At 68.5% G+C, this 22,842-nt stretch carries 29 protein-coding genes; 22 read left to right on the forward strand and 7 right to left on the reverse strand.

Going from position 1 to position 22,842, the window contains the following annotated elements:
- From Q0863_RS17755 to Q0863_RS17770, 4 genes are all read left to right on the forward strand, one after another.
- Positions 1-126: integrase core domain-containing protein (locus Q0863_RS17755; RefSeq protein WP_298581630.1), on the forward strand; the 126-nt coding region annotated here is incomplete at its 5' end.
- Positions 127-379: 253 nt separating this feature from the next.
- The gene (locus Q0863_RS17760; RefSeq protein ID WP_298581534.1) at positions 380-691 is read left to right on the forward strand and encodes a cupin domain-containing protein; all 312 of its coding nucleotides are present in this window, start codon (positions 380-382) and stop codon (positions 689-691) included.
- A 229-nt stretch (positions 692-920) separates the two neighbouring features.
- Positions 921-1,625: a hypothetical protein gene (locus tag Q0863_RS17765; RefSeq protein WP_298581536.1), complete on the forward strand. Its 705-nt coding sequence runs from the start codon at positions 921-923 to the stop codon at positions 1,623-1,625.
- Positions 1,626-1,796: 171 nt separating this feature from the next.
- Positions 1,797-2,708: a DMT family transporter gene (locus Q0863_RS17770; protein ID WP_298581538.1), complete on the forward strand. Its 912-nt coding sequence runs from the start codon at positions 1,797-1,799 to the stop codon at positions 2,706-2,708.
- A gap of 157 nt (positions 2,709-2,865) precedes the next feature.
- On the opposite strand, the gene Q0863_RS17775 is transcribed toward Q0863_RS17770, so the two are convergent.
- Positions 2,866-3,444 carry a Crp/Fnr family transcriptional regulator gene (locus Q0863_RS17775; protein WP_298581541.1) on the reverse strand — a complete coding sequence of 193 codons (579 nt, stop codon included), beginning with the start codon at positions 3,442-3,444 and terminating at the stop codon, positions 2,866-2,868.
- A gap of 93 nt (positions 3,445-3,537) precedes the next feature.
- Between Q0863_RS17775 and Q0863_RS17780 the strand changes: the two genes are divergently transcribed.
- Positions 3,538-4,275, forward strand: coding sequence for an SDR family NAD(P)-dependent oxidoreductase (locus tag Q0863_RS17780; protein ID WP_298581543.1), 738 nt, complete (start codon positions 3,538-3,540; stop codon positions 4,273-4,275).
- Positions 4,272-5,003 carry a VTT domain-containing protein gene (locus Q0863_RS17785; protein ID WP_298581545.1) on the forward strand — a complete coding sequence of 244 codons (732 nt, stop codon included), beginning with the start codon at positions 4,272-4,274 and terminating at the stop codon, positions 5,001-5,003. Before Q0863_RS17780 ends, Q0863_RS17785 begins: the two co-directional genes overlap by 4 nt.
- Before the next feature lie 49 nt (positions 5,004-5,052).
- On the opposite strand, the gene Q0863_RS17790 is transcribed toward Q0863_RS17785, so the two are convergent.
- Positions 5,053-5,481, reverse strand: a complete 429-nt coding sequence (locus tag Q0863_RS17790) for a Dabb family protein (protein ID WP_298581546.1) — start codon at positions 5,479-5,481, stop codon at positions 5,053-5,055.
- A gap of 49 nt (positions 5,482-5,530) precedes the next feature.
- The gene (locus Q0863_RS17795) at positions 5,531-8,203 is read right to left on the reverse strand and encodes an EAL domain-containing protein (protein ID WP_298581548.1); all 2,673 of its coding nucleotides are present in this window, start codon (positions 8,201-8,203) and stop codon (positions 5,531-5,533) included.
- Positions 8,204-8,571: 368 nt separating this feature from the next.
- On the opposite strand from Q0863_RS17795, the gene Q0863_RS17800 reads away from it, so the two are divergent.
- The 7 genes from Q0863_RS17800 (at position 8,572) to Q0863_RS17830 (ending at position 12,242) form a co-directional block, all read left to right on the forward strand.
- A complete protein-coding gene (locus Q0863_RS17800; RefSeq protein WP_298581551.1) occupies positions 8,572-9,051 on the forward strand; it encodes a helix-turn-helix transcriptional regulator in 480 nt (159 codons plus the stop codon).
- Entirely contained in the window at positions 9,051-9,461 is a 411-nt protein-coding gene (locus tag Q0863_RS17805; RefSeq protein WP_298581553.1) for a VOC family protein, read from the forward strand. The genes Q0863_RS17800 and Q0863_RS17805 overlap by 1 nt, the downstream gene beginning before the upstream one ends.
- The gene (locus Q0863_RS17810; RefSeq protein WP_298581556.1) at positions 9,458-9,682 is read left to right on the forward strand and encodes a hypothetical protein; all 225 of its coding nucleotides are present in this window, start codon (positions 9,458-9,460) and stop codon (positions 9,680-9,682) included. Before Q0863_RS17805 ends, Q0863_RS17810 begins: the two co-directional genes overlap by 4 nt.
- Before the next feature lie 258 nt (positions 9,683-9,940).
- On the forward strand, positions 9,941-10,399 hold the full coding sequence (locus tag Q0863_RS17815) for a hypothetical protein (protein WP_298581557.1): 459 nt from the start codon (positions 9,941-9,943) through the stop codon (positions 10,397-10,399).
- A gap of 173 nt (positions 10,400-10,572) precedes the next feature.
- The gene (locus Q0863_RS17820) at positions 10,573-10,995 is read left to right on the forward strand and encodes a hypothetical protein (RefSeq protein WP_298581559.1); all 423 of its coding nucleotides are present in this window, start codon (positions 10,573-10,575) and stop codon (positions 10,993-10,995) included.
- A gap of 124 nt (positions 10,996-11,119) precedes the next feature.
- On the forward strand, positions 11,120-11,629 hold the full coding sequence (locus Q0863_RS17825; protein WP_298581561.1) for a hypothetical protein: 510 nt from the start codon (positions 11,120-11,122) through the stop codon (positions 11,627-11,629).
- A 1-nt stretch (position 11,630) separates the two neighbouring features.
- The gene (locus Q0863_RS17830) at positions 11,631-12,242 is read left to right on the forward strand and encodes a DUF6151 family protein (protein ID WP_298581563.1); all 612 of its coding nucleotides are present in this window, start codon (positions 11,631-11,633) and stop codon (positions 12,240-12,242) included.
- A 70-nt stretch (positions 12,243-12,312) separates the two neighbouring features.
- Here Q0863_RS17830 and Q0863_RS17835 read toward each other — a convergent pair whose 3' ends face one another.
- Together Q0863_RS17835 and Q0863_RS17840 are read right to left on the reverse strand one after the other, a co-directional pair.
- Entirely contained in the window at positions 12,313-12,924 is a 612-nt protein-coding gene (locus tag Q0863_RS17835; RefSeq protein WP_298581565.1) for an NAD(P)H-dependent oxidoreductase, read from the reverse strand.
- A 124-nt stretch (positions 12,925-13,048) separates the two neighbouring features.
- The gene (locus Q0863_RS17840) at positions 13,049-13,747 is read right to left on the reverse strand and encodes an SIMPL domain-containing protein (RefSeq protein ID WP_298581567.1); all 699 of its coding nucleotides are present in this window, start codon (positions 13,745-13,747) and stop codon (positions 13,049-13,051) included.
- A gap of 750 nt (positions 13,748-14,497) precedes the next feature.
- Between Q0863_RS17840 and Q0863_RS17845 the strand changes: the two genes are divergently transcribed.
- The 4 genes from Q0863_RS17845 (at position 14,498) to Q0863_RS17860 (ending at position 17,969) form a co-directional block, all read left to right on the forward strand.
- On the forward strand, positions 14,498-15,514 hold the full coding sequence (locus Q0863_RS17845) for an NAD(P)-dependent alcohol dehydrogenase (RefSeq protein WP_298581569.1): 1,017 nt from the start codon (positions 14,498-14,500) through the stop codon (positions 15,512-15,514).
- A 99-nt stretch (positions 15,515-15,613) separates the two neighbouring features.
- The gene (locus Q0863_RS17850) at positions 15,614-15,757 is read left to right on the forward strand and encodes a hypothetical protein (RefSeq protein ID WP_298581571.1); all 144 of its coding nucleotides are present in this window, start codon (positions 15,614-15,616) and stop codon (positions 15,755-15,757) included.
- A gap of 211 nt (positions 15,758-15,968) precedes the next feature.
- Entirely contained in the window at positions 15,969-16,427 is a 459-nt protein-coding gene (locus Q0863_RS17855) for a BON domain-containing protein (protein WP_298581573.1), read from the forward strand.
- A gap of 342 nt (positions 16,428-16,769) precedes the next feature.
- Positions 16,770-17,969: a GGDEF domain-containing protein gene (locus tag Q0863_RS17860; RefSeq protein WP_298581575.1), complete on the forward strand. Its 1,200-nt coding sequence runs from the start codon at positions 16,770-16,772 to the stop codon at positions 17,967-17,969.
- Between the two features lie 7 nt (positions 17,970-17,976).
- Here Q0863_RS17860 and Q0863_RS17865 read toward each other — a convergent pair whose 3' ends face one another.
- Positions 17,977-18,591: an SCE4755 family polysaccharide monooxygenase-like protein gene (locus Q0863_RS17865; RefSeq protein WP_298581577.1), complete on the reverse strand. Its 615-nt coding sequence runs from the start codon at positions 18,589-18,591 to the stop codon at positions 17,977-17,979.
- 324 nt (positions 18,592-18,915) lie between these two features.
- On the opposite strand from Q0863_RS17865, the gene Q0863_RS17870 reads away from it, so the two are divergent.
- Both Q0863_RS17870 and Q0863_RS17875 read left to right on the forward strand, forming a co-directional pair.
- Positions 18,916-19,323 (forward strand): VOC family protein, encoded by a 408-nt coding sequence (locus Q0863_RS17870; RefSeq protein WP_298581579.1) that lies wholly within the window; start codon positions 18,916-18,918, stop codon positions 19,321-19,323.
- A gap of 16 nt (positions 19,324-19,339) precedes the next feature.
- On the forward strand, positions 19,340-20,359 hold the full coding sequence (locus Q0863_RS17875; RefSeq protein WP_298581581.1) for a nitroreductase family protein: 1,020 nt from the start codon (positions 19,340-19,342) through the stop codon (positions 20,357-20,359).
- A 170-nt stretch (positions 20,360-20,529) separates the two neighbouring features.
- Here Q0863_RS17875 and Q0863_RS17880 read toward each other — a convergent pair whose 3' ends face one another.
- Entirely contained in the window at positions 20,530-20,739 is a 210-nt protein-coding gene (locus Q0863_RS17880; protein ID WP_298581583.1) for a cold-shock protein, read from the reverse strand.
- Positions 20,740-21,224: 485 nt separating this feature from the next.
- Between Q0863_RS17880 and Q0863_RS17885 the strand changes: the two genes are divergently transcribed.
- The 3 genes from Q0863_RS17885 to Q0863_RS17895 all read left to right on the forward strand — a co-directional run bounded on the left by Q0863_RS17885 (position 21,225) and on the right by Q0863_RS17895 (position 22,816).
- Positions 21,225-21,668, forward strand: coding sequence for an HIT family protein (locus tag Q0863_RS17885; RefSeq protein ID WP_298581585.1), 444 nt, complete (start codon positions 21,225-21,227; stop codon positions 21,666-21,668).
- 131 nt (positions 21,669-21,799) lie between these two features.
- On the forward strand, positions 21,800-22,180 hold the full coding sequence (locus tag Q0863_RS17890) for a hypothetical protein (RefSeq protein WP_298581587.1): 381 nt from the start codon (positions 21,800-21,802) through the stop codon (positions 22,178-22,180).
- Between the two features lie 99 nt (positions 22,181-22,279).
- On the forward strand, positions 22,280-22,816 hold the full coding sequence (locus Q0863_RS17895; RefSeq protein ID WP_298581589.1) for a nucleoside 2-deoxyribosyltransferase: 537 nt from the start codon (positions 22,280-22,282) through the stop codon (positions 22,814-22,816).
- Positions 22,817-22,842: the final 26 nt, after the last annotated feature.

The following is a 22,842-nucleotide window of genomic DNA, read 5'->3' on the forward strand; positions in this document are numbered from 1 at the left end:
CGGCACGCTCTTCCTCGTTGGCTGCACCAGTACAACTGGCACCGGCCGCACGCCAGCCTTGGCTACCAACCCCCAATTAGCCGCATCCAGCTTCCACTGAACAACGTCTTGGGTTTACACACCTAGGCGAAACGTTCCTCTGAGCCCGGTTCCGCGCCACGATGTGCCAGAACTGGGGTCAGAGCGGACGAACTGGGGTCAGAGTCGACTTTCTCCGTACCGTCTGCTCGCCAGCCGGGAGAAGGTCAGTAGCTTGAGGAACAAAAGGGAGGTAATTAGCCTGCTCCAGTTTCCCGGGCCTGTGGTCGGAGTCGACTTTCCTGACACGAAGTCGGGCCCGCCACCACTTACTCACATGTACGCACCAGACAGAGACGGCATGAAGATTTTCCGAGGCAGCACCTTCAAAGCGGATCGGCCGTGGGGCGCCGCAGACATCGCCAACATGGGCGGTATCACCACCCGGCTCCATTGGACAGATCAGCCCTACAAGTGGCACATCAACGATGGGGAGGAGGTCTTCGCCGTCCTTGATGGGCGGGTGGAGATGCGTTACCGGGACGCTGGCGTGGAGCACAGCACCATCCTCGAGACAGGTGACGTCTTCTTTGCCGCTGTCGGCACGGAGCATTTGGCCCATCCCTTGGGCGAGGCCAGTATCCTCGTCGTCGAGCGCGAGGGCAGCGTCTGAAGGGAGAATGGTCAGGTTTGTTTCTTCAGGCGGAAGTTGAACTGTTCGCACTCCACTTGCAGCGCGTGCCGGAGGTCAAAACTGGGGTCAGAGTCGACTTTCACACCCGTCCAGGCGAAAACTCTGCTCTGACCCCAGTTCGCTACCAAGCTTGAGAGGCGCAACACCGTTCTGGATTTAATTGCTGGTCTTCAATCCGCGTCCTCGGGCGCTCGACGAAGGGGTATCGATGAGTCGCGTCCTGATCCCGTCCCGCGGCCCTTCCGACTGGAAAGGCTTGCTCGCCGATCCTGACAAGCACTGGAAGCGCGGCAAGTCCGCATTCGAGACGGCCATGTCCTGGGAGGCTGCACAGGCTACGTCGCGTGGCCTTCCACCTGCCATCGCTACGCTTCTGGATACGCAGCCGGCATTGGCCGGCGCCACCGCGCTAGTGGTGCTGCCGGAGCACAAGGTCAAGCTTGCGGCGCCCGGCCGGGCATCCCAGAACGATGTCTGGACGCTGCTGCGCACTGGGAACGCGCTGATATCGATGGCGGTCGAGGGCAAGGCGGGCGAGACCTTCGGCGAACCCCTCGACGACTGGCTGAAGGACGCGTCGCCCGGCAAGGTCCAGCGTCTGGAGTCTCTGTGCGGCTTGCTCGGCGCCGCCAATCCGCCCGACGGCCGCCTTCGCTACCAGCTTTTCCACCGCACGGCCTCCGCCCTGATCGAAGCCGAGCGATTTGGCGCCGTGCACGCCGTCATGATCGCGCAGTCGTTCGTCGATGACCCCGCCTCGCTTGCCGACTACATCGCCTTCGGCGCCGCCCTCGGCGTTTCCGTTGCGAAAGACCAGCTGACCGCCGTCCCCAGGGCCACAGGACCCAACCTCCATCTCGGCTGGGCATCTTGCATGCCCGCCAGCGACAGCGATGTGGCAGCTGTGGTCTGAACAATCACAAGCGCCAGGGCTCGACCTTCCGGAAGCGTCCAGATGCAGTGTCCGACGCCCAGACACTCCAGAGGTGATTAACCCGCCCCCTCCACTCCATAGCCCGTGGGAGAGGAGGTGTCAGGGGCGTCTTGAATCTGGCCAGCTCGCGCGGGGGGACGAGTTGGAGGCTTGTTCTTCTGGCTCTGTTCCAGCAGCCTGCCAAGCCTCTGCTTTTCCTCGTATGGTCGGGATCAAGTGATTGGGGAATCCACAGGCAAGGTGGCCCTGCTCACCTGCGCGTCGATGGTGGCTTTCGCCGGCAATTCGCTGCTGGCGCGGATGGCGATGGATACGACGTCGATCGACGCGGCCTCGTTCACCGCAATCCGGATCGTGTCCGGCGCGCTGACGCTGCTGGCGATCATGCTGTTCCGGCGGCAGCGACCAGGGCGGCTGCGGGATGGGTGGCTGCCGGCGGTGCTGCTGTTCACCTATGCGGCGGCGTTCTCTTTCGCCTATCGCAACATGGAGACCGGTGCAGGCGCACTGGTGCTGTTTGCCGCGGTGCAGCTGCTGATGATCTCTTACGGCATCGTCCGGGGCGAGCGGACGAGCTGGATCGGTCTGCTGATGGCGTGCGCGGGACTGGTGGTGTTCCTGGCGCCCGGAGCTTCGACCCCGCCGCTGGGCGCCGCGACGGTGATGGCGTTGGCGGGATTTGCCTGGGGCGCATTCTCGCTTTCGGGGCGTCCGGGCGAGAGCCCGCTGGCCGGCACGGCGCTGAGCTTCCTGCTGGCTATTCCCCTCGCCCTGGCGCTGATGCTGCTCCAGTACCGCAGCCTGAGCCTGGACCAGGCGGGAGTGGTCTATGCGCTGGTGTCGGGTGTGCTGACCTCGGGCATCGGCTACGTCATCTGGTATTGGGTGCGCGTGCGCTTGGCCGCGATCAGCGCCGGCGCAGTGCAGCTGTCGGTACCGGTGATCAGCGCCGTCCTGGGCGTCCTGGTCCTGGGCGAGCAGGTCAGCGCCAGAGCCGCCGTCTCGGCGCTGTTCGTGCTGGGGGGCATCGGCGTGGTCCTGCTGACGGCCAGGCGAAGATGAGGTGTCGCCGAGCAGCACGCTAGAGGAACAACGGCAAGGAAAAGGGTCAGGTCCATTTTTTCTCGGAGGACGGGGTCAGATCCATTCTTCTCTGGTGACACCTCGTCCAGAGAGTGAACCCAACCCCTTTTTCGGCGGTACGACGGAATGGGACGCGCTACTCAGTCGTCATCGCCAGCCGTCGCCGGATGCGGCTGAGTGCGACGGCGGTGATGCCGAGGTACCGGGCGATGTCGCCCTGGGTGAGGCGATCCGCCAGCGCAGGTTCCTGCGCCAGGAAGGCGCGGTAGCGCTCTTCGGCCGAACGGCACAGCAGGTCGTACTCGCGGCGCTCCTTCTTCATCGCCAGCCATTCGTTGAAGGCGAACATGGTGCGCATCAGCGCGGGATCGGCCAGCGCAGCCGCCCGGAACACCGGATACGGCACCACGGCCAGCGAGGAATCCTCCAGGCATGTGGCCGCGAACGGGCTGCCTCCACCCTCAAGCTGCGCGCTGCGCGATCCGAACAGGCCGGTGTCGGCGATGAAGCTCTTCACCCGCTCCCTGCCTTGGTGGGTGACGTAGGCGATCTTCACCAGGCCCGAGCGAAGCACGAAGACATCGCTGCAACGATCGCCTTGGCGGAACACAGGCTCGCCAGCGGCCACCTGCAGGCGGCGCAGGTACGGCCGCACCGGCGGATGCGCCTGCAGCCATTCGGCAAACCCGGCGGGATCAGGACGCTCGGCCGACATGGGTGCACTCCGGGACGGGCATAAACCCGGGTTAATGCGGACCTCGCCGTGCCGGCGGCACAGTGCGCGCCGGCAAACCGCGGACCGACTGTGATGCTATCCGAACCCGCCACCGTCCTCATCACCGGCGCCAGCAGCGGCGTGGGCCTGGCGCTGGCGCGCAGGCTGCACGTGATGGGCCACCGGCTGGCGCTGCTGGCGCGCTCGTCCGAGCGTCTGGAGCAGGCCCGCCACGCGTTGCCGGGCAGCCACGCCTATGCGTGCGACCTGGCCGATGCGCAGCAGCTGGACGCGTGCTGGGCGCGCATCGCCGCTGAGCACCCCGGACTGTCGGTGCTGGTCAACAACGCCGCCATCCAGCTCACGCCACGCTTCGTCGATCCGGATTTCGAACCGGCCGGCATTGCGCGCGAGACCGCGGTGAACTTCGTGGCCCCGGCCCGGCTCGCCCATCACGCACTGGGGGTGTTCCGCGCACACGGGCGGCCCTCGTGCATCGTCAACATCGGATCGGGGCTGGCCCTGCATCCCAAGCGCGATGCGGCGGTGTATTGCGCGACCAAGGCCGCGCTGCATGCGCTTTCGCGCGGCTTGCGTTACCAGCTGGCGGGCACGCCGGTGGCGGTGGTCGAAGCGATCCTGCCGCTGGTGGATACGCCGATGACCACCGGGCGCGGTCGCGGAAAACTGGGCGCCGACCGCGCCGCCGCGCAGATCGTGGACGGCATCGTCCGCGGCCGCGACGAGGTGTACGTGGGCAAGGCCCGCTGGTTGCCGCTGCTGACGCGCATCTCCCCGGCGATCCCGGCCGCGATCCTGAGGCGCGCATGAGCCCCGGCGCGCGTGACCTGCTGCGGATCGGCCTGGCGCTCGCCGCGGCTTTCGCCATGGGTTTCGTCGTGCTGCGGTGGAGCGGCCTGCTGACCCTGGACGACATCCGGCGATGGCTTGCGCAGGCGCACGCGGTCGAGCCCCTGTACGTGGCCGGCGTGGTGGTGGCACTGCTGTTCGCGGACCTGTTCGTGGCCATGCCGACGCTGACCCTTGCCATCCTGGCCGGCTACTTCCTCGGCACGCCGCTCGGAGCCGCTGCAGCTTCGGTGGGGATGCTGTCGGCTGGAACATGCGGCTACGCCCTCGGCCGCCGGCACGGCACGACGACCCTGTCGCGCATCTACCGCGACCCGGCGCGGATGGACGCGATCCGGGCGGTGTTCGCCGAGCGCGGCATGTTCGTGCTGCTGGTCTGCCGAGCGTTGCCGATCCTGCCCGAGGTCAGCTGCTGCCTGGCGGGCGCCACGCGCATGCCCTTGCGCCGGTTCATTGCCGGCTTCTGCATCGGCACCGTGCCGTACGCCGCCATCGCCGCGTTCTCTGGCTCGCGCAGTTCAATGGACAAGCCGTGGCCGGCGATCCTGGCGTTGATCGTGCTGCCCGGCGGCCTGTGGCTGTGCTGGTATCTGTTTAGCCGGCGTCGAACGGAGCGTGAGCAGGAGAAGGAACGGGTCAGGTTCACTTCCTTGCCACCGGCCCACCGCCGAGCCGGGCCGAGTCGCTGAATGCGCAAGCGACGTACAAGATGTACCTGCCGCTTTCCGGGAGCGAGAGTTACGGCGCGACGGCCTTCACGTCATACACCACCACGCGCTCCCACAGGTGCTCGCAGTCGGCGACGAACTGCTTGTGGATGGGATGGACCTGGTACGCGTCCTGGCCGGCCACGTCGTCGAAGAACAGGATTTCCGAGGCGCTGTAGCTGCCGTCGACGACGCCGCGCTGCTCGGTATCCGCCGGCACGCCGATGTGGATGCCCCGCACGGTGTCGATGCCTGCCAGCGTCCGCAGGCCGGCAAGCAGCTTTGCGAGATCCTCCCGGGAATCCGGATTCTTCAGCCAGAAGAACACGTGGTGCACGACCGGCGGGAACGATGCCTTGCTGGCGGGCGTGGACGCGGCCGCGCGGGCGCCGGTGGCGGTCGCGCCGACGGCCAGTGCGGTGGCGGCGAGGAGGATGTCTCGGCGGCTGCGATCGGTCATGATCCGGCTCCTTCGGTGGATGGCCTGCGGGCCCGCGAGTATAGGGCGCTCACCGAACGTCGCGCTGGAACACCACCCGCTCTGGCCGATGCAGCAGGAAACCCTGGGCATAGTCGACGCCGAGCTCGCGCAGCACCGACAGCACGCCCTCCTCCTCCACCCATTCCGCGATCACCCGCAGCTGGCGCTCGTGACCGATCCGGGTCACCGCATCGACGATGATGCGGCTGACCGGCTCGCGTCCCAGGTCGCGCACGAAGCTGCCGTCGATCTTGATGGCGTCCACCGGCAGGTTCTTCAGGTAGCCGAACGAGGACATGCCGGCGCCGAAGTCATCGAGCGAAATCCGGCATCCGGCCGCGCGCAGGCGCTCGATCACGTGCGCGACGCGCTGCAGGTCGCGCACCGCCACCGTTTCGGTGATCTCGAAGCACAGCCGCTGCGGCTGCACCCCGAACGTGGCCACCGCATCGAGGATGAAGTCCGCCAGGCCATCGTCCTCGACGCTGGCACCGGACAGGTTGATCGAACAGCTATGCAGCTGCGCGCCGCACGGATGCAGCCGCGAGAAGTTCGCCAGCGCGGTCCGGATGACCCAGCGGTCCACGGCCGGCATCAGCCCGTAGCGCTCGGCTGCGCCAATGAAGGCCCCGGGCAGGATCACGCCGCCGGCGGGGTCGCGCAGGCGCAGCAGCAGCTCCACGTGCACGCCCTCACCCGCCGCCGGGTCCAGCGCCACCAGCTCCTGGTAGTCGAGCAGCAGGTGCCCCTGCTCCAGCGCCCCGCGCAGCCGGTTGGCCCACTCCATCTCCCCGATGCGATGGGTGCTGGCGGCATCTTCGCGATACGTGCAGACGCGGTTGCGCCCGCTTTCCTTGGCCTGGTAGCACGCGCTGTCGGCCCAGGCCAGCAGGTCCTTGAGCGTGCTGCCCTTGCACTCGACCATGACCAGGCCGATGCTGGCGCTGAGCGTATAGGTGCGCTCGTGCCAGCGGAAGATGTGCCGCTCGATGCTGCGGCGGAGGCGCTCGGCCAGCGCTTCGGCCTGTGCCAGGTCCACGCCGGGCGCCAGCACGCCGAACTCGTCTCCGCCCAGCCGGGCAAGGATGCTGCCGGGGCCTAGATCGACGCGCATCGCCCGCGCCAGCTGCACCAGCAACTGGTCGCCCGCCGCGTGCCCGGACAGATCGTTGATCAGCTTGAACTGGTCCAGGTCGAAGTACAGCAGCGCGAATGGCCCGGCCGCCGCAGTACCGCCATGACCGGCCAGCGCTTCGCGCAGCAGCCGCTCGAACTCGCGACGATTGCACAGCCCGGTCAGCTCATCATGCGTGGCCTGGTAATGCAGGCGGTCGGTCAGCGCGCGCTGTGCGCTGGTATCCGTGGCGACCATCAGCAGGTGCGGAACGCCCTCCACCTCCACCTGCGCCAGCGACGCATTGATCCAGAACGGGGCACGGCCCGCCGGGGCCAGCATCGCCTCCTGGCTGCGCCAGCCACTGCCGCCCGTCGCCATGGCGATGGCGTCCTCGCAGGCGCGGATGCTGGCGAACAGCGCGCACAGAGGTAAGCCGACCACATCGCCCAGCAACTCGCGGGAGGCCTGGTTGGCATAGGTGATCCGGCTGCCGTCGCCATTGGCCAGCAGCACCGGCGCCGGCAGCAGCTCGTTGAGGGTGCGGAAGCGCGCTTCGCTTTCGCCGAAGCGCACGCTCATTCGCCGCCCCAGTTCCACCGCACGATGCCGGGTGGTCATCTGCGACCACAGCAGCAGCGCCAGCAACACGCTGATCGTGGTGCCGGCGACGAGAATCGCGCGCAGCGGCCCCCATTCGGCGGTGTCCCTGCGTGGCCACAGGCGCATCTCCCAGCGGCGGCCGCCAAAATCCACCTGGCGCACCTGCTGCGGGAGGGTCGGGGCCGGCTGCGCGGAGGCGAATACCAGATCCTGGCCCGCCGGCGCGTCCAGATCGCGGATATGCACATGCATGTATTCCAGCACCCGGCCCTCCAGCGCCCGGGTGATCATCGGCTCCAGCCGCAGGCTGACCGCCAGCGCGCCGATCTCGCGCGCACGGCGTTCGGCCACCGTCAGCGGAACCGTGCCCTGGGAATAGACCGGCAGGCGCACGGTGATCCCCAGCGCGCTGTCCGCCCCTTCCTGGAACTGCAGCAGCTGGAACGGTGCCGACGCGGTGGGCAGGTCGCGGTCGCGCGCCAGCTGCAACGCCCGCAGATTCTCCGGCTGCCGGCTGATATCGAAGCCCAGCAGGACCTGGTTTCCGTCCAGCGGCGCCACGAACCGGTAGCGATACGCGTCCGGCTCGGGATGGTCGGGGCTGGCCTGGCGCTGCGCGAACGCCGTGAGCACGTAGCCATGCGCCAGCTGGTGCGGACGCAGGTTCTGCTGGTAGTGGGCGAACTCCTGCTGGTTCATGCCCTTGCTGGACAGGAACACGGTCTGCATCGAGCGCAGCACCATCGCCGCCCCCTGCAGCGGCTGGCGCATGCGCGATTGCGCCGCAGTGGCCAGGTCCTGCTGCAGCGACTCGGATCGCCGCTGCTGCTGCGTCCACTCGTGACGTGCGATCGCCGCGGTGCCCAGCAGGCCCAGCAGCAGCAACGCCACTGCCCACAGCAGAGGGCTGGACAGCCACCCGCGTGCGCCGGCCTGGTCTGCTCCCGTCCCGCCGTGCGCGTTTCCCGCTTCCCGTGCTGGCATGAGTGCGGCTCCATGAGGAGAACGGCAACGATGCTGCCCTTGCCCGTCGCACAGTGGAAAGCGACCAGGAGGGGACACGTGTCTTCCCGGCCGCCACGGCCGGCCAACCGTGGCCATCAGAACACCTATCGGGCGACGAAGGGAATTCTTGACCCCGATTCGTGCGGAAATGGAGGCCAGCGGCATCCTCGCAGCGAAACTGGGTCCCTGGGGCGGGGAGAACGTGAAGCGGGCTATGCTTGCCGGCGAGGGCCCACCCTCTTCAGCCGGCGATTGGCAGTCCAGCCCCGAGTGCGTGCATGTTCTGCCACAGAAGGTCCCGCTGCGGCGGACCCACCACCCTATGCACGGATGCGTGACACGACCCCATGCCCGCGGACCCGAAACTGCTGCGACGCCTGCTGCGGGCCAGGGACCGCATGGACGCTGCCTCGCACGAGGACTGGCCGGTGCGGCGCCTGGCCGAGGTGAGCGCGGTGTCGCCTTCCCATTTCGCGCGCGCGTTCAAGCAGGCCTTCGGCCTGCCGCCACACCGTTACCTGCTCACCCGCCGCATCGAGCGCGCCGCCGCGCTGCTGCGCGAAACCGACCTGCCGGTGTCCGACATCGCATTCCAGACCGGATGGAGCAGCCTGGGCACCTTCGGCCGGGTGTTCCGCGAGATCACCGGGGCGCAGCCGGGCCAGCTGCGGCTCGACGCGCGTGCAGCGGTGCAGGCGCCTGGCCTGGTCCCTGGATGCGTGCTGGGCGCCGCGCACCGGCCCGATCTCAACATCGCAGTTTCGGAGAAGCGGCGACGGCGCGCTGGCGGTACAACGTCCGCGACCGAACCCGAGGAGGTGGCGTGATGGAAGGCGTGGGCGTGGTGGGGCTGTACGTGCGTGACCAGGACGAGGCGCTCTCGTTCTACGTGGACAAGCTGGGCTTCCGGGTGCACACCGACGTGAGCAACGGGGGCTACCGTTGGTTGACGGTGCAGCATCCGCAGCAAGCTTCGTTCCAACTGGGCCTGTTCCTGCCGGGCCCGCCCGTGCACGACGCGGCCACCGCGCAGGCGGCCCAGGCGCTGGTGGCGAAGGGGGCGATGCCGCCACTGGTGCTGTCGGTCGCCGACTGCCGCGCTGCCCATGCGCGCATGCAGGCGGCGGGCGTGGAGTTCACGCAGGAGCCGATCGACCGGTACGGCACGGTGGACGCGGGTTTCCGCGACCCGTCGGGCAACGGCTGGAAGATGATCCAGCAGCGGAGCGCGCCATGAACGGCGGGCGTGGCATCCGCCAGCTGCACCGCTGGATCTCGATGCTGTTCGTGCTCACGGTGCTGGCCAACTTCGCGGCGATGGCGTTCGGGCCGCCACCGCCCCTCATCACCTATGCGCCGCTGCTGCCGCTGGCCTTGCTGGTGCTGACCGGGCTGTACCTGTTCGTCCTGCCCTATCGCGCGAAGCGCACGGCGCAGCGGCCCGCGGAAACGGCATAGGCCGGCATGCGGCCCGCGTACGGGCCGTCCACGTGCCGCATGCAGTGGGGTCGATGCCTCGAAAGAATGGTGGCAGGAACATTTTCCTGGTGTAGAACCCTCCCCACGCCGCGTCGAGCGCGCGAGGCGCTCCGCGGCGTCGCGCCGGGACCGCAACATTCCGCTGGATTCCTCACTCGGCACCTGTTTCAATCCATGCGCGGCAGACCATTCCGGCCGTCCCGACCTGGGGAGGGGAAGATGAAGGGAACTCGAGTCATGGCCGCCATGAGCGCGGCCTGCCTGCTGCTGTCCGGCTGCGCCACGTATCAATCCGGCAGTGTGTCGCGGTCCGACGAACTCAAGCGACTGGAACCCGTACCCGGCAAGACCAGCCTGTACGTGTGCCGTGAGTCCGCCCTGCTGGTGGCCAAGGGCGTCAAGACCGTGGTGCTGGTGGACAACAAGCCGATTGGTACGCTGAAGGCCAACAGTTTCGTGCACGCGGAACTCGAACCCGGCGAACACGGCGTGCTGCTGCGGCACGATGGCATGAGTTCCGGCTCCGGCGGCTTCACCACGGTGACCACGGCGCCCGGCGAGGTGCGCTATCTGTGGGTGGGCGTGACCGGCAACGGCTGGGGCGTGCTGACCATCGACGACTTCGACAGCGAAGACGAGGCGCGCAAGTGCGTGCGTGGCGCGGAGTATTCCGTCCTGGCCGGGCAGGCGGGATGACCAGCCCAACGGGACGATAACGGATCAACAAGAGCGGAGTACGCTCACTTCCATGCGGCATACGCAACGGCGAGCCCACAGGTGACGCTTCGACGGATGAGATGCGTAGAAGGCTCAAGGATCGCCCTTGAGTTTCATGCCCGGCTGGGGAGGCAGTGCTCGTGCGAACCGTAATGATCCTGATGCTGGCCTGTGGGATCTACGGCGCTTACCAGTTGTGGCCTGAGCGTGACGCTCTGGCCGGAGTGGCCATAAGCGTGAACGGCTTCGTGCCCGTCGAGATGCCCGGTGGCGTTGCGCGCGACGCGATCCTGGTGCTCGCGCCGCGGCACTGCCCTTCCGAGCAGGCGCGGCGGACCGAGGCCCTCGCCCAGGAACTGATCCGGCGCGGGATCCCGGTCGTGAGGGGCGATTCGTTCTTCTTCGATGTGGCGGACCCGACGCCCGAACAGATGGCTGGAATCGACCGGGCGGTCGAGGTGTTCAAGCGCGGCGCCCCTGCGGTTTTCGTCAACGGCATGGCGATGTCGAATCCAACCGCCGCGCAGGTCGTTGCGGAGTACCGGGCGACGCTTGGCATGCGCCCGGTCAACTGAGTCCGGCGTGGAGAACGCACCTGGGGAAGAAAAGGTGTCAGGGACATAGTCTTGGGGTAGAACCCTCCCACTGGGTCTGGAGCGCGAATTCCCGACCCACGTTCTTCCCACCCAGGAAATCACCATGTCCCTGCAACGCCTCCCCGACGCGCCTCGCGATTTCGACTTCGTACTCGGTGACTGGAATGTCCGGCATCGGCGTCTCAAGGAGCGCCTGGCAGGCTGCGACGAGTGGGTCGAGTTCGACGGGCAGATGAGCACGCGCCAGGTGCTGGGCGGCTACGGCAGCATCGAGGACAACCTGCTGCGCTTTCCCGACGGCGATTTTCGCGCCGTGGCCCTGCGCTCGTACGACCCGGCGCAGGACACCTGGTCCATCTGGTGGCTGGACGGCCGCTTCCCCGGCCGCATCGATGTGCCGGTGGTGGGACGGTTCGAGAACGCGGTGGGGACGTTTTTCGCATCGGACCATTTGAACGGCGTCCCCATCACCATCCGTTTCGTATGGTCGCAGGTCGGCGTCGACGAGCTTCGCTGGGAGCAGGCGTTCTCGCCGGACGGGGGCGCCACATGGGAAGTCAACTGGACCATGGACTTCCGTCGGAACGACCCGGCCAACCCGCCTCGCGTCTGACGTGCCCGAACGGAACGGTGGGTTTCGCAACCCACCGCGGATCCGCGTCGCAGCGGGGCCGGCCGACACGCATCGCAACCCGTTGACCATCAAGGAGGAGTCCTGCGTGACAGAACAACGCACCATCGCGACCTGTTCGTGCGGCCAGGTGAGCATTGCACTGGAGGGCGGGCACATCTATTGCGCGGCCTGCCATTGCGACGACTGCCAATCGGCTGCCCACCGGATCGACGCATTGCCGTCCCCGGAGCCCACGATGGACGCTTTCGGCGGGACGCACTACGTGCTCCATCGCAAGGATCGCTACACCATCCCGTCAGGCAGCGGACTTCTCAGGCCGCACCGGCTCCGCAATGGCTCGCCCACCAGACGCATGGTGGCCTCGTGCTGCAACAGCGCCATGTTCCTGGCGTTCGACAATGCGCAACACTGGATCTCGATCTATCGCTTCCGGATCCAGGACAAAGCGCCGGAACTCCAGGCGCGGATCGCCACACGGTTCTCGGATCACGCTGGCGACCTGCCCGCGGACGCGCCGTCGTACCGGACGTTTCCGGTGGCGCTGATCATGCAGCTGCTGCTGTCCCGGGCGCGGATGTTGTTCGGCCGTTAGCCGGATCGGGATCCGGCAGACAGCATTCGGGTTTCCGCGCGGTAGTGGCGGCGGGGAGGCCGTTGCCGCATCAACCGCCGAAGCTGGTCGCGACCGCGGATTCCACGCTGTCGAGCCATTGCGTCCTCTGCGCGGCGGTGCTGCCGGCCACGGGCCGGAACACCACGCGGCGGTAGCGCTCGACGCCGCAAAACGGCAGGACACAGCGGCCCCAGATCGACTCGAGCGGGTCACCGAACGCATCGCGTTCCCGCGCCTCGGGCGTATCGGAGGTATTGAACAGCAGGGCCGTGCGCGCCCGTAGCAGGCCTTGCGGCTCACCTTCCCCGCGCTCCAGCCGATACGCCACGCCCGGCACCAGCACCCGGTCGAGCCACCCGGACAGGATGGCGGGCGGCTTGCCCCACCAGTTGGGATGGACCACCAGCAGGCCGTCGGCCGCGGCGACGTGCGCGCGGTATCGACTGACCAGCGGATCGGTCGAGCGCGCGAGCGTCTGCTCGACGCTGTCGCCGATCGAGTAGGCCTCCTCGGCGGTCAGCCTCGGGTCGAAACCGTCGGCATGGAGGTCCAGGTGGGTGACGTCGTGGCCTGCGGCGCGGAGCGCCGATCGCGCCCGGCCGGAGATCGCATGGCAGAAGCTGTCCGATCTTGGATGCGCGAGCAATGAGAGTACGTGCATGGGATGTCCTGCCAGCCCGGTTGTGGCGGGACCAGCGACTCAAAGGGCGAAACGAACTGATACAAGCGGGAAGGGCGCCAGCGGCGTTGTCCGCCTGGTCGAGGCATTGTGACGCCCCGTCGGCTCAACGCACGATCTCGAACACCGCCGACACGCGCTCGGTCACGTCGATCTTCGGCTGCAGGTAGCGGGCGGCGTCCACGCGCGAACCGGTGACCGTGATGCTGTCGAGCGAGGTGTTGCCGTAGCCGGCCGACTGCATCGAACCCAGGCTGTTGATGCTGTACACCGGCCCCAGCCTCCCGCCGAATGCCGACGCCAGCCCGCCTGCCTGCTCCCTCGCGTCGGCGACGGCACGCGCGCGCGCGTCCTCGCGCAGGCTGGCCTCGCGGGTGGACGCGAAGCGGATCTCGGCGATGCTGGTGAAGCCGGCCGCGAGCGCCGCGTCGGTCCAGGGGCCGAGGCGGTCCAGGTCGCCCAGCCGCACTTTTACCTCGCGCGTGGCGATGTGCGTGGTGGGCAGCCGCCGGTCGCGTTCGTCGTAATCCACGTCTTCGTGCAGCGCGAGGTCGGAGGCGGACATCTCGTCCGGCTTCACCTTGAAGCGCGGCGCGGCTTCCAGCAGGGCATTCACCGCGCGGTCGACCACGCGCTTGGCCTCGGCAGCGTCCGCCGACCGGTGCGTCGCGACCATCGTCACGACCGCCGAGTCCGGCGCCACGCTCACCTTCCCTTCCCCGTGCACCAGTACGTGCGGGGCATCCGGCAGCGGGGTGCCTGCGAAGGCGGCGGCCGACGACAGCGACAGCAGTGCGATGGACATCCATTTGCGCATGGGGCACCTCTCGGATTGGACGGGGACGGATCCGGCGCGCTCGGGCAACCACCAGGCCGGCGCTACCGGCACACAGTAGCGCCACCCGGCGACGCGCGGGAGATGGCGATGCGGCGCGCCGCAAGCGGATGTCGCCCGGCGGCGGGCGGGCGCCGCTCGTGCGCAAACGGATTCCGGTCGTGAGCAAGCGGATGTCGCTGGCGCGCAACCCGTTTCCCCTTGCGATCGGGCGGGCGGGTATCGCGCGCAAACGATTCCGGACCGGACGCAAGCCGATTCCGCTTGCGCGCGACGGTCCCCTGCTTCGCGCGCGAGCCGGATTCGCTTGCGCGCAACTGGAAATGGCTTGCGTGCGGACAGGTTTTGGCGGAGTCCGGGGTTCCGCGGCTTGCGACTGGCGCCATCATGGCTCGGCCACGCGCCTGCGGCCTGGACGAGGACGAGGCGGCCCGGAGCGCGGGGCCCGGGTCCACGTCCATCGCCGGATGGGCACCTGGCCAGCCGCCAGAGGGCAACGTCAGGCCCATGGAGGGTGCCCCAGGGGGCGGAGTCGACTTTCTTCCTGTCGATGGAAGTACGCGGCCTGCCTCCAGGAGCAATGAAGCAAGCGGGAGGCGGACGCGCGAGCGCTTCGAGGCGCCTCCGCGCGAGCGCGTGTCGAGGTGCAGCCTTCGCGACCCGTTTCCCCCTGCAGGCGTATGGTGGCGTCCCATCTTCCCATCCCTTTCAGGAACCGCCATGACCTCCTATCGCGCATGGGCCGCACCGAAGCCCGGTGCTCCGCTGGAACCGTTCGAGTACGACCCCGGCGAGCTGGGTGCCGAGGACGTCGAGATCACGGTCGAACACTGCGGCGTGTGCCATTCCGACCTGTCGATGCTGGACAACGACTGGGGCTTCAGCCGCTACCCGTTCGTGCCCGGGCACGAGGCGATCGGCCGGGTCACGGCGCTGGGCGCCAACGCCAAGGGCTTGGTGATGGGCCAGCGGGTCGGCCTGGGCTGGAACGCCCACAGCTGCCTGCACTGCGATGCCTGCCTGGCCGGCGACCAGCACCTGTGCCGCGAGGTGCAGCCGACCCTGGGCGGTCGCCACGGTGCCTTCGCCGAGAAGGTGCGGGCGCACTGGGTCTGGGTGGTGCCGCTGCCCGAAGGCCTGGATTCGGCCGAGTGCGGGCCGCTGCTGTGCGGCGGCATCACCGTGTTCGCGCCGCTGCGCGAGCTGGGGATCCCGCCCACCGCGCGGGTCGGCGTGGTCGGCATCGGCGGGCTGGGCCACATGGCGCTGAAGTTCTGCCGGGCCTGGGGCTGCGAGGTCACCGCGTTCACCACCAGCGCCTCGAAGGAGGAAGAGGCGCGCGCGTTCGGCGCGCACCACGTGGTGACCACGGGCGACGCGGCCGCGTTGAAGCAGCTCGCCGGCAGCTTCGACCTGATCATCGACACGGTGAACGCGTCGCTGGACTGGGATGGCCTGCTCGCCGCGCTGGCGCCCAAGGGAAGGCTGCACGTGGTCGGTGCGGTGCTGGAGCCGATTCCGGTGCCGGTGTTCTCGCTGCTGTCGGGACAGAAGTCGCTGTCGGCTTCGCCGACGGGTTCGCGCGGCGCGCTCGACACGATGCTGGCCTTCGCCGCCCGCCACGACGTGGCGCCGAAGACCGAGCACTTCCCGATGAGCCGGGTCAACGAGGCCCTGGACCACCTGCGCGCAGGCAAGGCGCGTTACCGGATCGTGCTCGACGCGGATTTCAGCTGAACCCCCGGGCGCTGGTCGCGCCCGCCCATTCGCGATGCCTGCACGCGTGCATCATCCCGCGCGGCGCAGGCTGCGCCCTCCCCTCCCCGGAGAAGCGCCATGGGCACGCCCCAGACTCCCGACAGCATGCAGAAGTCGCGCAAGGAACAGGCACCGCCGCCCAAGCGCGAGGACGCGCACCCGGGGCAGCTGTCCAATCCCCACGTGCCCGACAAGGCCGAGAAGCGGCAGGGCGGCGCCTGAGGGCTGTCGCAACGATTTCCCGATCGTGGCCTGGCGTAAGACAGGCCACCCGTGTTCCCCGACCAGCCGCGAGGACGACACGGCCCCGCGATTTCGCGCGTCGGGCCGTACCCCGGCTCACAAGGGCTTAACACCCGCAGCACCGCAGTCACGCGTCGTGGACAGGGGCATCCCCCACACTTCGGCCCGTCCCCACCTACGGAGTACCCCGATGAAGATTTCCCGTCTTCCGCTCGTGATTGCCCTGTCGTCCGCGCTCGCGCTTGCCGTGGGCTGCGCCGCCGACCGCGACGCCGACGGCACCGCCGACATGACCCCGGATACGACCCCGGCCGACCAGACCCCGATGACCCCGGCCACCGACACCGCGGTCGACCCGGTGGACGCCACCGCCGATGCCGACATGGTCGACGGCCCGGGCGACGGCCTGAATTCCGATCAGCCGGTCGACGACACCTGGATCACCACCAAGGTGAAGTCGTCGCTGCTGGCCGAGTCCGAGGTGTCCGGCCTCGATATCAACGTCGACACGCTCAATGGCGTGGTGACGCTGCGCGGCCAGGTCGAGAACCAGGCCCAGATCGATGCCGCAACGCGGATCGCGCGCGGGATCGAGGGCGTGAGCAACGTCGACGCCAGCGGTCTGACCGTCGGTGCCGCCAACGAGTAAGCGCAGCCCCCTCTTCTGAGGTGGCACGGAAAGGCGGGCTTCGGCCCGCCTTTCCTGCGTCTGGGGAGGGCAACGTGCGGCGACCTTCGATGCGCCGCGCCAGGAAAACCGGCGACGCCGGCGGATGTGCTGGCCGCGCTTCGACGCAGGGGCGCGGATTCAGGTTTCCGGCGCCGCGGCCGATCTTTCGTACGGCACGGCGGGCTTGCGCGGTTGGTACGATGCCCGCCGCCCCGCTGCAGCCGAGGTCGCCGGGGGGCGGCCTTCCACCCGTTCCGCGCGAGAGACCGCCATCAGGAAGCCGGCGGTCCGTGCACCTGCCTGCCCGATGTCGTACGCCTGATGATCGCCACCCTTCTCGTCGGCATGCTGTGCGTGTACCTGTTGAGCTTCACGGTGATGTTCCTGCTCATCAGCCGGCGCCTGGGCCGCGAGAAGATGGGGACGGACGCGTTCGCGGTGGGCAACCTCGCGCTGGGCACGGCGTACGTGCTGCAGCTGCTGGAAGGGCCGACGGGCCTGAGCTGGATGAGCGTGGTCAACCACTCGCTCACCCTGTGCGCGCTGCTGGCCTACAGCGTGGGTGGCGCTCGCTTTTTCGGCCTGCAGGCGCCGCTGCGCGGTCCGCTGCTCATGGTCGGGGTGGGCTACGCGATCGCGCAGGTGGTCGTGGATGCGGCTTGGGGTCCGGTGGCGCGCTACGCGCTGCTCTCGGCGACATGCGCGCTGTGCTTCGCCGGCATGATCGCGGTCCTGCTGGCGGGCCTGCGCACCTTCGCCCGCGACCTGCGTGGCGAGGTGGTGCTGTTCGTCGTGCTGATCGGCGGCATCGGCGTACTGAACGTCGTCAAGCTGGCCAAGCTGCTGGCGGGAGGCCTGGCGGCGCTGGGCATGGACAGCCGGTTCCATATGGTCTTCTACGTCTACATGTGCTCGCTGGCGACGATCATTCCGCCGTCCATCGTCTGGCTGGTGCTGCGTCGCCTGACCGACGCGCTCCGCGGCATGGCCGCGCGCGATCCGTTGACGCAGCTGCTCAACCGGCGCGGGCTGACCGAGGCGCTGGACGCGCGCTTGCGCGGTTCCGGCGTCGGCGCGCGCCTGCTGCTGGTCGACGTCGACCATTTCAAGCGCATCAACGACCGCTATGGCCATCAGGCAGGCGACGCCGTGCTGTGCGCCGTTGCCGATGTCCTGCGTGGTGCCGTCCGCAAGGACGACCTGGTCTGCAGGATGGGCGGCGAGGAGTTCGCCGTGGTCTGCCTGGGGGCCGACGATGCGACGGCGCGGTACGTGGCCGAACGCGTGCGTGACGCCGTCGAGTCGACCGTCCTGCTGCATGGACCGGACGACGAGGAACTGCGCTGCACGGTCACCGTGGGCATCTCGGGACGCTTTGCCGACGATGCCTCGCTTGCGCGGGCGATGCTGGTCGCCGATGCGGCGCTCTATCGCGGCAAGAGCGCCGGGCGCAACCGGGTGGAATCGGCGGCACAGGCGTCGGGGTGGACCGAAGCCGCGCCTGGACTGGCCAGCCCCTGAGCGTCCGTCAGCGAGCGCGCCGCAGTCGCAGGTCGACGCACTGGTAGTAGAGGTCGTTGGCGTCCTGGGCGGAGGGATCGTAGGGCGCCTTGTCCAGTTCGGTCATGGCCTGGATGATCTGCAGGGTGCAGTTCTCGCATTCCACATCGGGCAGCTTGAGGGCGATCGAATAGCGCTGGCCGTTCGGGCTGTCGGCGTGCCGGCCGAAGTCGTCGATCAGCACGCGCTTGTTGTTGTGGAAGTCGCCCGCCCCGCAGTTGGGTTCGCCGACACCGCAGGCGCGACCCGCCGGCCTGATGCTCGCCGGATTCCTGAATCCGTCGTCCCCATCCGGGTCGAACGCGATGCGGTAATAGCCCGGATGCCCGACGTACTCGATCCAGGACAGCCTGATCGTCTCGCCCGGCGCATAGGTGTGGACGTGGTCGCCGCGCGCGCTGTCGGGACGACCGCATGGCGCGCTCTTGATCTCGCCCGGCCCATGGCGCGACTTGTGGGTGTCGCTCATGTCCACGCTGAAGTGGGCGTGGGCGCCGCCCGCGCACAGGCCAAGCACGACCAGCAGGCACGCGGAAACTCGAAGGCGCATGGCAGGCGTCCAGTGGGCACGAAGTTCGGACATTACACAATTCCAGGGCGCATGACTTTCGCGCCGGCGGCGCGCTGGCCCGGCGTGGCAGCGACACCCCGACGCGGATCGTTGGCCTGCCCGTCGATGGCTGCAGCCAGAAAGGTATCAGGCAAAACGGATCGACCGTCCCCGGCCCGCCCGCACACGGATCGGCGATCGGCTCGAAGGGGTCCGTCAGCCATGCCTGAGACGCGCGGCATTCGCTGCGCCGTACCGGACCCGGCTGTCCAGGCCGGTTACACGCATGATGGCGTCCGGCCGACCTGTGTTGCGCCGGCCCCAGCCCCACCCTGGCCATCATCGGAGACCCCCACCGTGAAACAGTCGCTCGGCCTCGTGTCCCTCGTCGTCCGCGACTACGATGAAGCGATCGACTTCTTCGTGGGCAAGCTTGGCTTCAGGCTCGTGGAAGACACGCCCGTACCGGAGCAGTCCAAGCGATGGGTGGTCGTCTCCCCGCCCGGCGCCACCGAGTCGCGGCTCCTGCTTGCGCGCGCCACAACCCCGGACCAGGAGACCCGCATCGGCGGCCAGACCGGCGGCCGCGTATTCCTCTTCCTCCATACCGACGACTTCTGGCGCGATTACGCAGCCTATCGGGCCAGCGGCGTCGAGTTCGTCCGCGAACCCAGGCGCGAGTCCTACGGGACAGTCGCCGTGTTCCTCGATCTGTACGGCAACATGTGGGATCTGCTGCAGCCCATCGAATCGCCGCCAGCCTAGAAGGATGGAGCGTTCGATGATCCATCCATGGCGCGTATCCGACACGGGGTTTCCCCGGCAGGGCCCACCGTCGGCGCAGTTTCGCCACCTCCTGCATTACGCGATCCTCGCGCCGTCCGGCCACAACACCCAGCCATGGCGGTTCCGCCTGGCCGGGAACAGTGTGGAACTGCTTGCGGATCGCGCGCGGCGGCTGCCCATTGTCGATCCCGAAGACCGGGAACTTACGATCAGCTGTGGCGCCGCGCTCGGCCAGCTACGCCTGGCCATCCGCCACTTCGGTTTCGCCGATGTCCTGGACCTGTTTCCCGACGTGGATCAACCCCAGCTGCTGGCGCGTGTGGGGATGGGCGAGGCGCGATCACCGGATGCCGACGACGAACGGCTTTTCCATGCCATTCCCCTGCGCCGGTCGAATCGCTCCGATTTCGCGGCCCGCCCGGTACCACCACAGCTGGTGAAGGCGTTGCGTGCCTCTGCTGCAGGCGAGCATGTGGCGTTCCACGAGGTTGCGGGGACAGCAGACCGCGGCGCGGTGGCGCAGCTGGTGGCCGAAGGCGATCGTCGCCAGTTCGCGGACGCAGCCTTTCGCCGCGAACTGGCGCAGTGGATTCGTCCCGGTTTCAGCGGCAGGCGGGACGGAATCCCGGGCGCCGCATTGGGGATGGGAGCCCTCGCCTCATGCGCAGCGCCGTGGATCATCCGGTCCCTGGATGTCGGCAAACCCCAGGCCATGGCACACCGCAGGCTGGCGCTGGAATCTCCGCTCCTTGCGGTCCTCGGTACGCGCACGGACACGCCGGCTGCGTGGCTGGCCACGGGGCAGGCGCTGTCCCGGCTGCTCCTGCGTGCGCACGCCGAGGGCGTGGCAGCTTCTTATCTGAATGCACCGATCGAGGTGCCGGCGCTCCGCTCCCGGCTCCGCGACACGCTGGGGCTGGAAGGCTACCCGCAGTTGCTCCTGCGACTGGGCTATGGCCCCGAGGTCGGTCCGACACCACGACGCCACGTCAGCGAGGTTTTGCTGAAGCAATAGAGCGATGGCAAATGCGGCAGAACCGGGGAGAAGGTGGCCGCGGCACGTTCGGCCCCGGGAATCCGGACTCGTGGCTTCGGCCGCGCCCGGCCGGCCCCACAAACAGAAAACCCCGGACGTCGCCGCCCGGGGTTCTGGTACCGCTGACGCGTTGCCGCGTCTGGCCGGTATTACTCGGCCTGGACTTCTTCAGCCTGCAGGCCCTTCTGGCCCTGCGCGACCTTGAAGGAGACCTGCTGGCCTTCCTGGAGCGACTTGAAGCCGCTGCCCTGGATCGAGCGGAAATGGACGAACAGGTCGTCGCCGCTCTGCGGGGTGATGAAGCCGAAGCCCTTGGCATCGTTGAACCACTTGACGGTTCCGGTCTGGCGCTCTGACATGGTGTTACTCCTTGGATCAGTTGGGAAAGCACGGCTCGCAACAGGCGAAGCCGGGACTGTATCGAGCAAGGGGTAACGCGAAGCGATGGAGCGGATCGTAGGAAAGGATCGTTGCCGACCTTGAAGCCAGACCTACCGCATCGGAGTCACGATGTACCGTGATCCCGCCTTGAACAGTGCGCACACCATACACGAGTTCCCGGTCCGCGAACATTTCGGACCGTCGCCAGGCTGAACGGGGCAGCGTGGGTTCATGGTCCGGATTGGGCGCGAGGGGCCGGCGAACGTGCCCGCTGGCGCGTTCGAGGGCCGACGCCGGGAGCCGACGGGCCGCTGGAAAGCCGGCGGACGCCCGACCGCATCTCGACCCCCGGCAGCCGGGCCGCGATACTCCCGTCCTGCCGGCCGGCGGCGTGACCGCCCTGCCCCGGCATCCATGGATCCCGCCGCGTACGGCCCGGCGGGCAAGACCCGAGGAGCCTTCGATGAGCCTGGACACGAGCTACGATCCGCAGAACATCTTCGCCAAGATCATCCGGGGCGACGCGCCCTGCTACAGGATCCACGAGGACGACGACGTGCTCGCCTTCCTCGACCTGTACCCGCAGTCGGTCGGGCATACGCTGGTGATCCCCAAGCGTTCGGCCGCGGTCAACCTGCTCGACGTCGATACCGGGGCGCTGTGCCAGGTGATGACGGTGGCGCAGCGGCTGACGCGGGCGATCGTCCAGGAGCTGCGTCCGGACGGCGTGCAGGTGGCGCAGTTCAACGGCAGCGCGGCGGGACAGACCGTGTTCCACATCCACATGCACATCGTGCCGCGCTATGCCGGCCAGGGCATGGGCATCCATGCCGCACAGGAGGCCGACCACGACGATCTGCGGAAGCTGCAGGCCCGGCTGGTGCAGCGTCTCGCCGCGTCGCCCTGATTGCGCGGCCGCCAGGACCGGTGCAGGCATTCGGCGCGGCCCGGAGCGATGTCCTCGACGATTACACGCAGTGAGGCGGAGCTGGCCCGCGTGCGCCGCTGCGGCGTCCGCCGCCCTGCATCGGATCGCGGATGAGCCCACGCCGCACCCGGACAGCCAGCGCCGCGACGATCGTGCTGGCGACGGTCGTGCTGGTGCCGCTGTTCCTCGGCCTCGTGCTGGTCGTCGTTTCCCTGGCGGGGCGCTGGCAGTTGCGCGAGCGCCAGGCGTTCTGGAACGCGACGCTGGCGGACCTGCCCGCGGGATCATCCCGTGGCAGCGTGGAGCGCAGGTTCGGGAGCCACGGAATCGAACTGCGCTGCTCTCCCGAGCGCGAGGGCATCACGCATTGCGCGGGCCGGGATGTCCACTCGTATGGCGTCCTGCCCGAGTGGCACCTCCGCTTCGAGGTCCGCTTCGTCGACAGTTCGCTGCGGTCGGTGGAGCAGACCGCGCTGGGCGTCGGGCTCTAGCAGCGAGGCAGCATGCCGGGGACGACTCGCCTGGCACTTGCCTGCGGCAGAGCCTTTAAGCTGGGCGCAATACTCCCGCCCCTCCCATCCGCCTTCTCCATGATCCGCACGCTCTACCTGGCCGGCCCCGACGTGTTCCGCCCCGACGCGCGCGAGCGCGGCCGCATGTTGAAGGCGCTGTGCGCGGAAGCGGGCTTCGAAGGCCTGTTCCCGCTCGACCAGGAGGTGCCCGCGCACCTCACGGCGCCGGCTGCGCAGGCGGCGTGGATCTACCGCGCCAACATCGCCCTGCTCGAGCGCGCCGACGCGGTGCTTGCCAACCTGGACTTCTTCCGCGGTCCCGAGCCCGACAGCGGCACCTGCTTCGAGGTGGGCTACGCGGTGGCGAAGGGCAAGCCGGTGTTCGGCTACATCCCCGAACACGGCAGCTTCGCCCAGCGCATCCGCCAGCGCCATCCGCAGGCGATCGGGGCCGACGGCGTGCTCGATACCCAGGGCTGGAGCATCGAGGAATTCGGACTGCCGCTGAACCTGATGCTCTCGGTGCCGGCACCGCTGGTGGTCGGCGACGCGCGCACGGCGCTGGTGCAGCTGGTGCGCTATCGCGACGCACGGGAAGCCGCCCCTACGAAATGATCGGCATGAACCGTCTGCCAACCGCG

This window comes from uncultured Luteimonas sp., assembly GCF_947492465.1.
Classification (GTDB): domain Bacteria; phylum Pseudomonadota; class Gammaproteobacteria; order Xanthomonadales; family Xanthomonadaceae; genus Luteimonas.

Coding starts and splice junctions, on each gene's coding strand:
- Q0863_RS17890 (WP_298581587.1), top strand. CDS start 21,800: ATGAGCCCACGCCGCACCCGGACAGCCAGCGCCGCGACGATCGTGCTG.
- Q0863_RS17850 (WP_298581571.1), top strand. CDS start 15,614: ATGGGCACGCCCCAGACTCCCGACAGCATGCAGAAGTCGCGCAAGGAA.
- Q0863_RS17795 (WP_298581548.1), bottom strand. CDS start 8,203: ATGCCAGCACGGGAAGCGGGAAACGCGCACGGCGGGACGGGAGCAGAC.
- Q0863_RS17835 (WP_298581565.1), bottom strand. CDS start 12,924: ATGCACGTACTCTCATTGCTCGCGCATCCAAGATCGGACAGCTTCTGC.
- Q0863_RS17825 (WP_298581561.1), top strand. CDS start 11,120: ATGTCCCTGCAACGCCTCCCCGACGCGCCTCGCGATTTCGACTTCGTA.
- Q0863_RS17820 (WP_298581559.1), top strand. CDS start 10,573: ATGATCCTGATGCTGGCCTGTGGGATCTACGGCGCTTACCAGTTGTGG.
- Q0863_RS17810 (WP_298581556.1), top strand. CDS start 9,458: ATGAACGGCGGGCGTGGCATCCGCCAGCTGCACCGCTGGATCTCGATG.
- Q0863_RS17805 (WP_298581553.1), top strand. CDS start 9,051: ATGGAAGGCGTGGGCGTGGTGGGGCTGTACGTGCGTGACCAGGACGAG.
- Q0863_RS17815 (WP_298581557.1), top strand. CDS start 9,941: ATGGCCGCCATGAGCGCGGCCTGCCTGCTGCTGTCCGGCTGCGCCACG.
- Q0863_RS17760 (WP_298581534.1), top strand. CDS start 380: ATGAAGATTTTCCGAGGCAGCACCTTCAAAGCGGATCGGCCGTGGGGC.
- Q0863_RS17895 (WP_298581589.1), top strand. CDS start 22,280: ATGATCCGCACGCTCTACCTGGCCGGCCCCGACGTGTTCCGCCCCGAC.
- Q0863_RS17875 (WP_298581581.1), top strand. CDS start 19,340: ATGATCCATCCATGGCGCGTATCCGACACGGGGTTTCCCCGGCAGGGC.
- Q0863_RS17860 (WP_298581575.1), top strand. CDS start 16,770: ATGATCGCCACCCTTCTCGTCGGCATGCTGTGCGTGTACCTGTTGAGC.
- Q0863_RS17855 (WP_298581573.1), top strand. CDS start 15,969: ATGAAGATTTCCCGTCTTCCGCTCGTGATTGCCCTGTCGTCCGCGCTC.
- Q0863_RS17880 (WP_298581583.1), bottom strand. CDS start 20,739: ATGTCAGAGCGCCAGACCGGAACCGTCAAGTGGTTCAACGATGCCAAG.
- Q0863_RS17845 (WP_298581569.1), top strand. CDS start 14,498: ATGACCTCCTATCGCGCATGGGCCGCACCGAAGCCCGGTGCTCCGCTG.
- Q0863_RS17865 (WP_298581577.1), bottom strand. CDS start 18,591: ATGTCCGAACTTCGTGCCCACTGGACGCCTGCCATGCGCCTTCGAGTT.
- Q0863_RS17800 (WP_298581551.1), top strand. CDS start 8,572: ATGCCCGCGGACCCGAAACTGCTGCGACGCCTGCTGCGGGCCAGGGAC.
- Q0863_RS17775 (WP_298581541.1), bottom strand. CDS start 3,444: ATGTCGGCCGAGCGTCCTGATCCCGCCGGGTTTGCCGAATGGCTGCAG.
- Q0863_RS17840 (WP_298581567.1), bottom strand. CDS start 13,747: ATGTCCATCGCACTGCTGTCGCTGTCGTCGGCCGCCGCCTTCGCAGGC.
- Q0863_RS17885 (WP_298581585.1), top strand. CDS start 21,225: ATGAGCCTGGACACGAGCTACGATCCGCAGAACATCTTCGCCAAGATC.
- Q0863_RS17765 (WP_298581536.1), top strand. CDS start 921: ATGAGTCGCGTCCTGATCCCGTCCCGCGGCCCTTCCGACTGGAAAGGC.
- Q0863_RS17790 (WP_298581546.1), bottom strand. CDS start 5,481: ATGACCGATCGCAGCCGCCGAGACATCCTCCTCGCCGCCACCGCACTG.
- Q0863_RS17785 (WP_298581545.1), top strand. CDS start 4,272: ATGAGCCCCGGCGCGCGTGACCTGCTGCGGATCGGCCTGGCGCTCGCC.
- Q0863_RS17780 (WP_298581543.1), top strand. CDS start 3,538: ATGCTATCCGAACCCGCCACCGTCCTCATCACCGGCGCCAGCAGCGGC.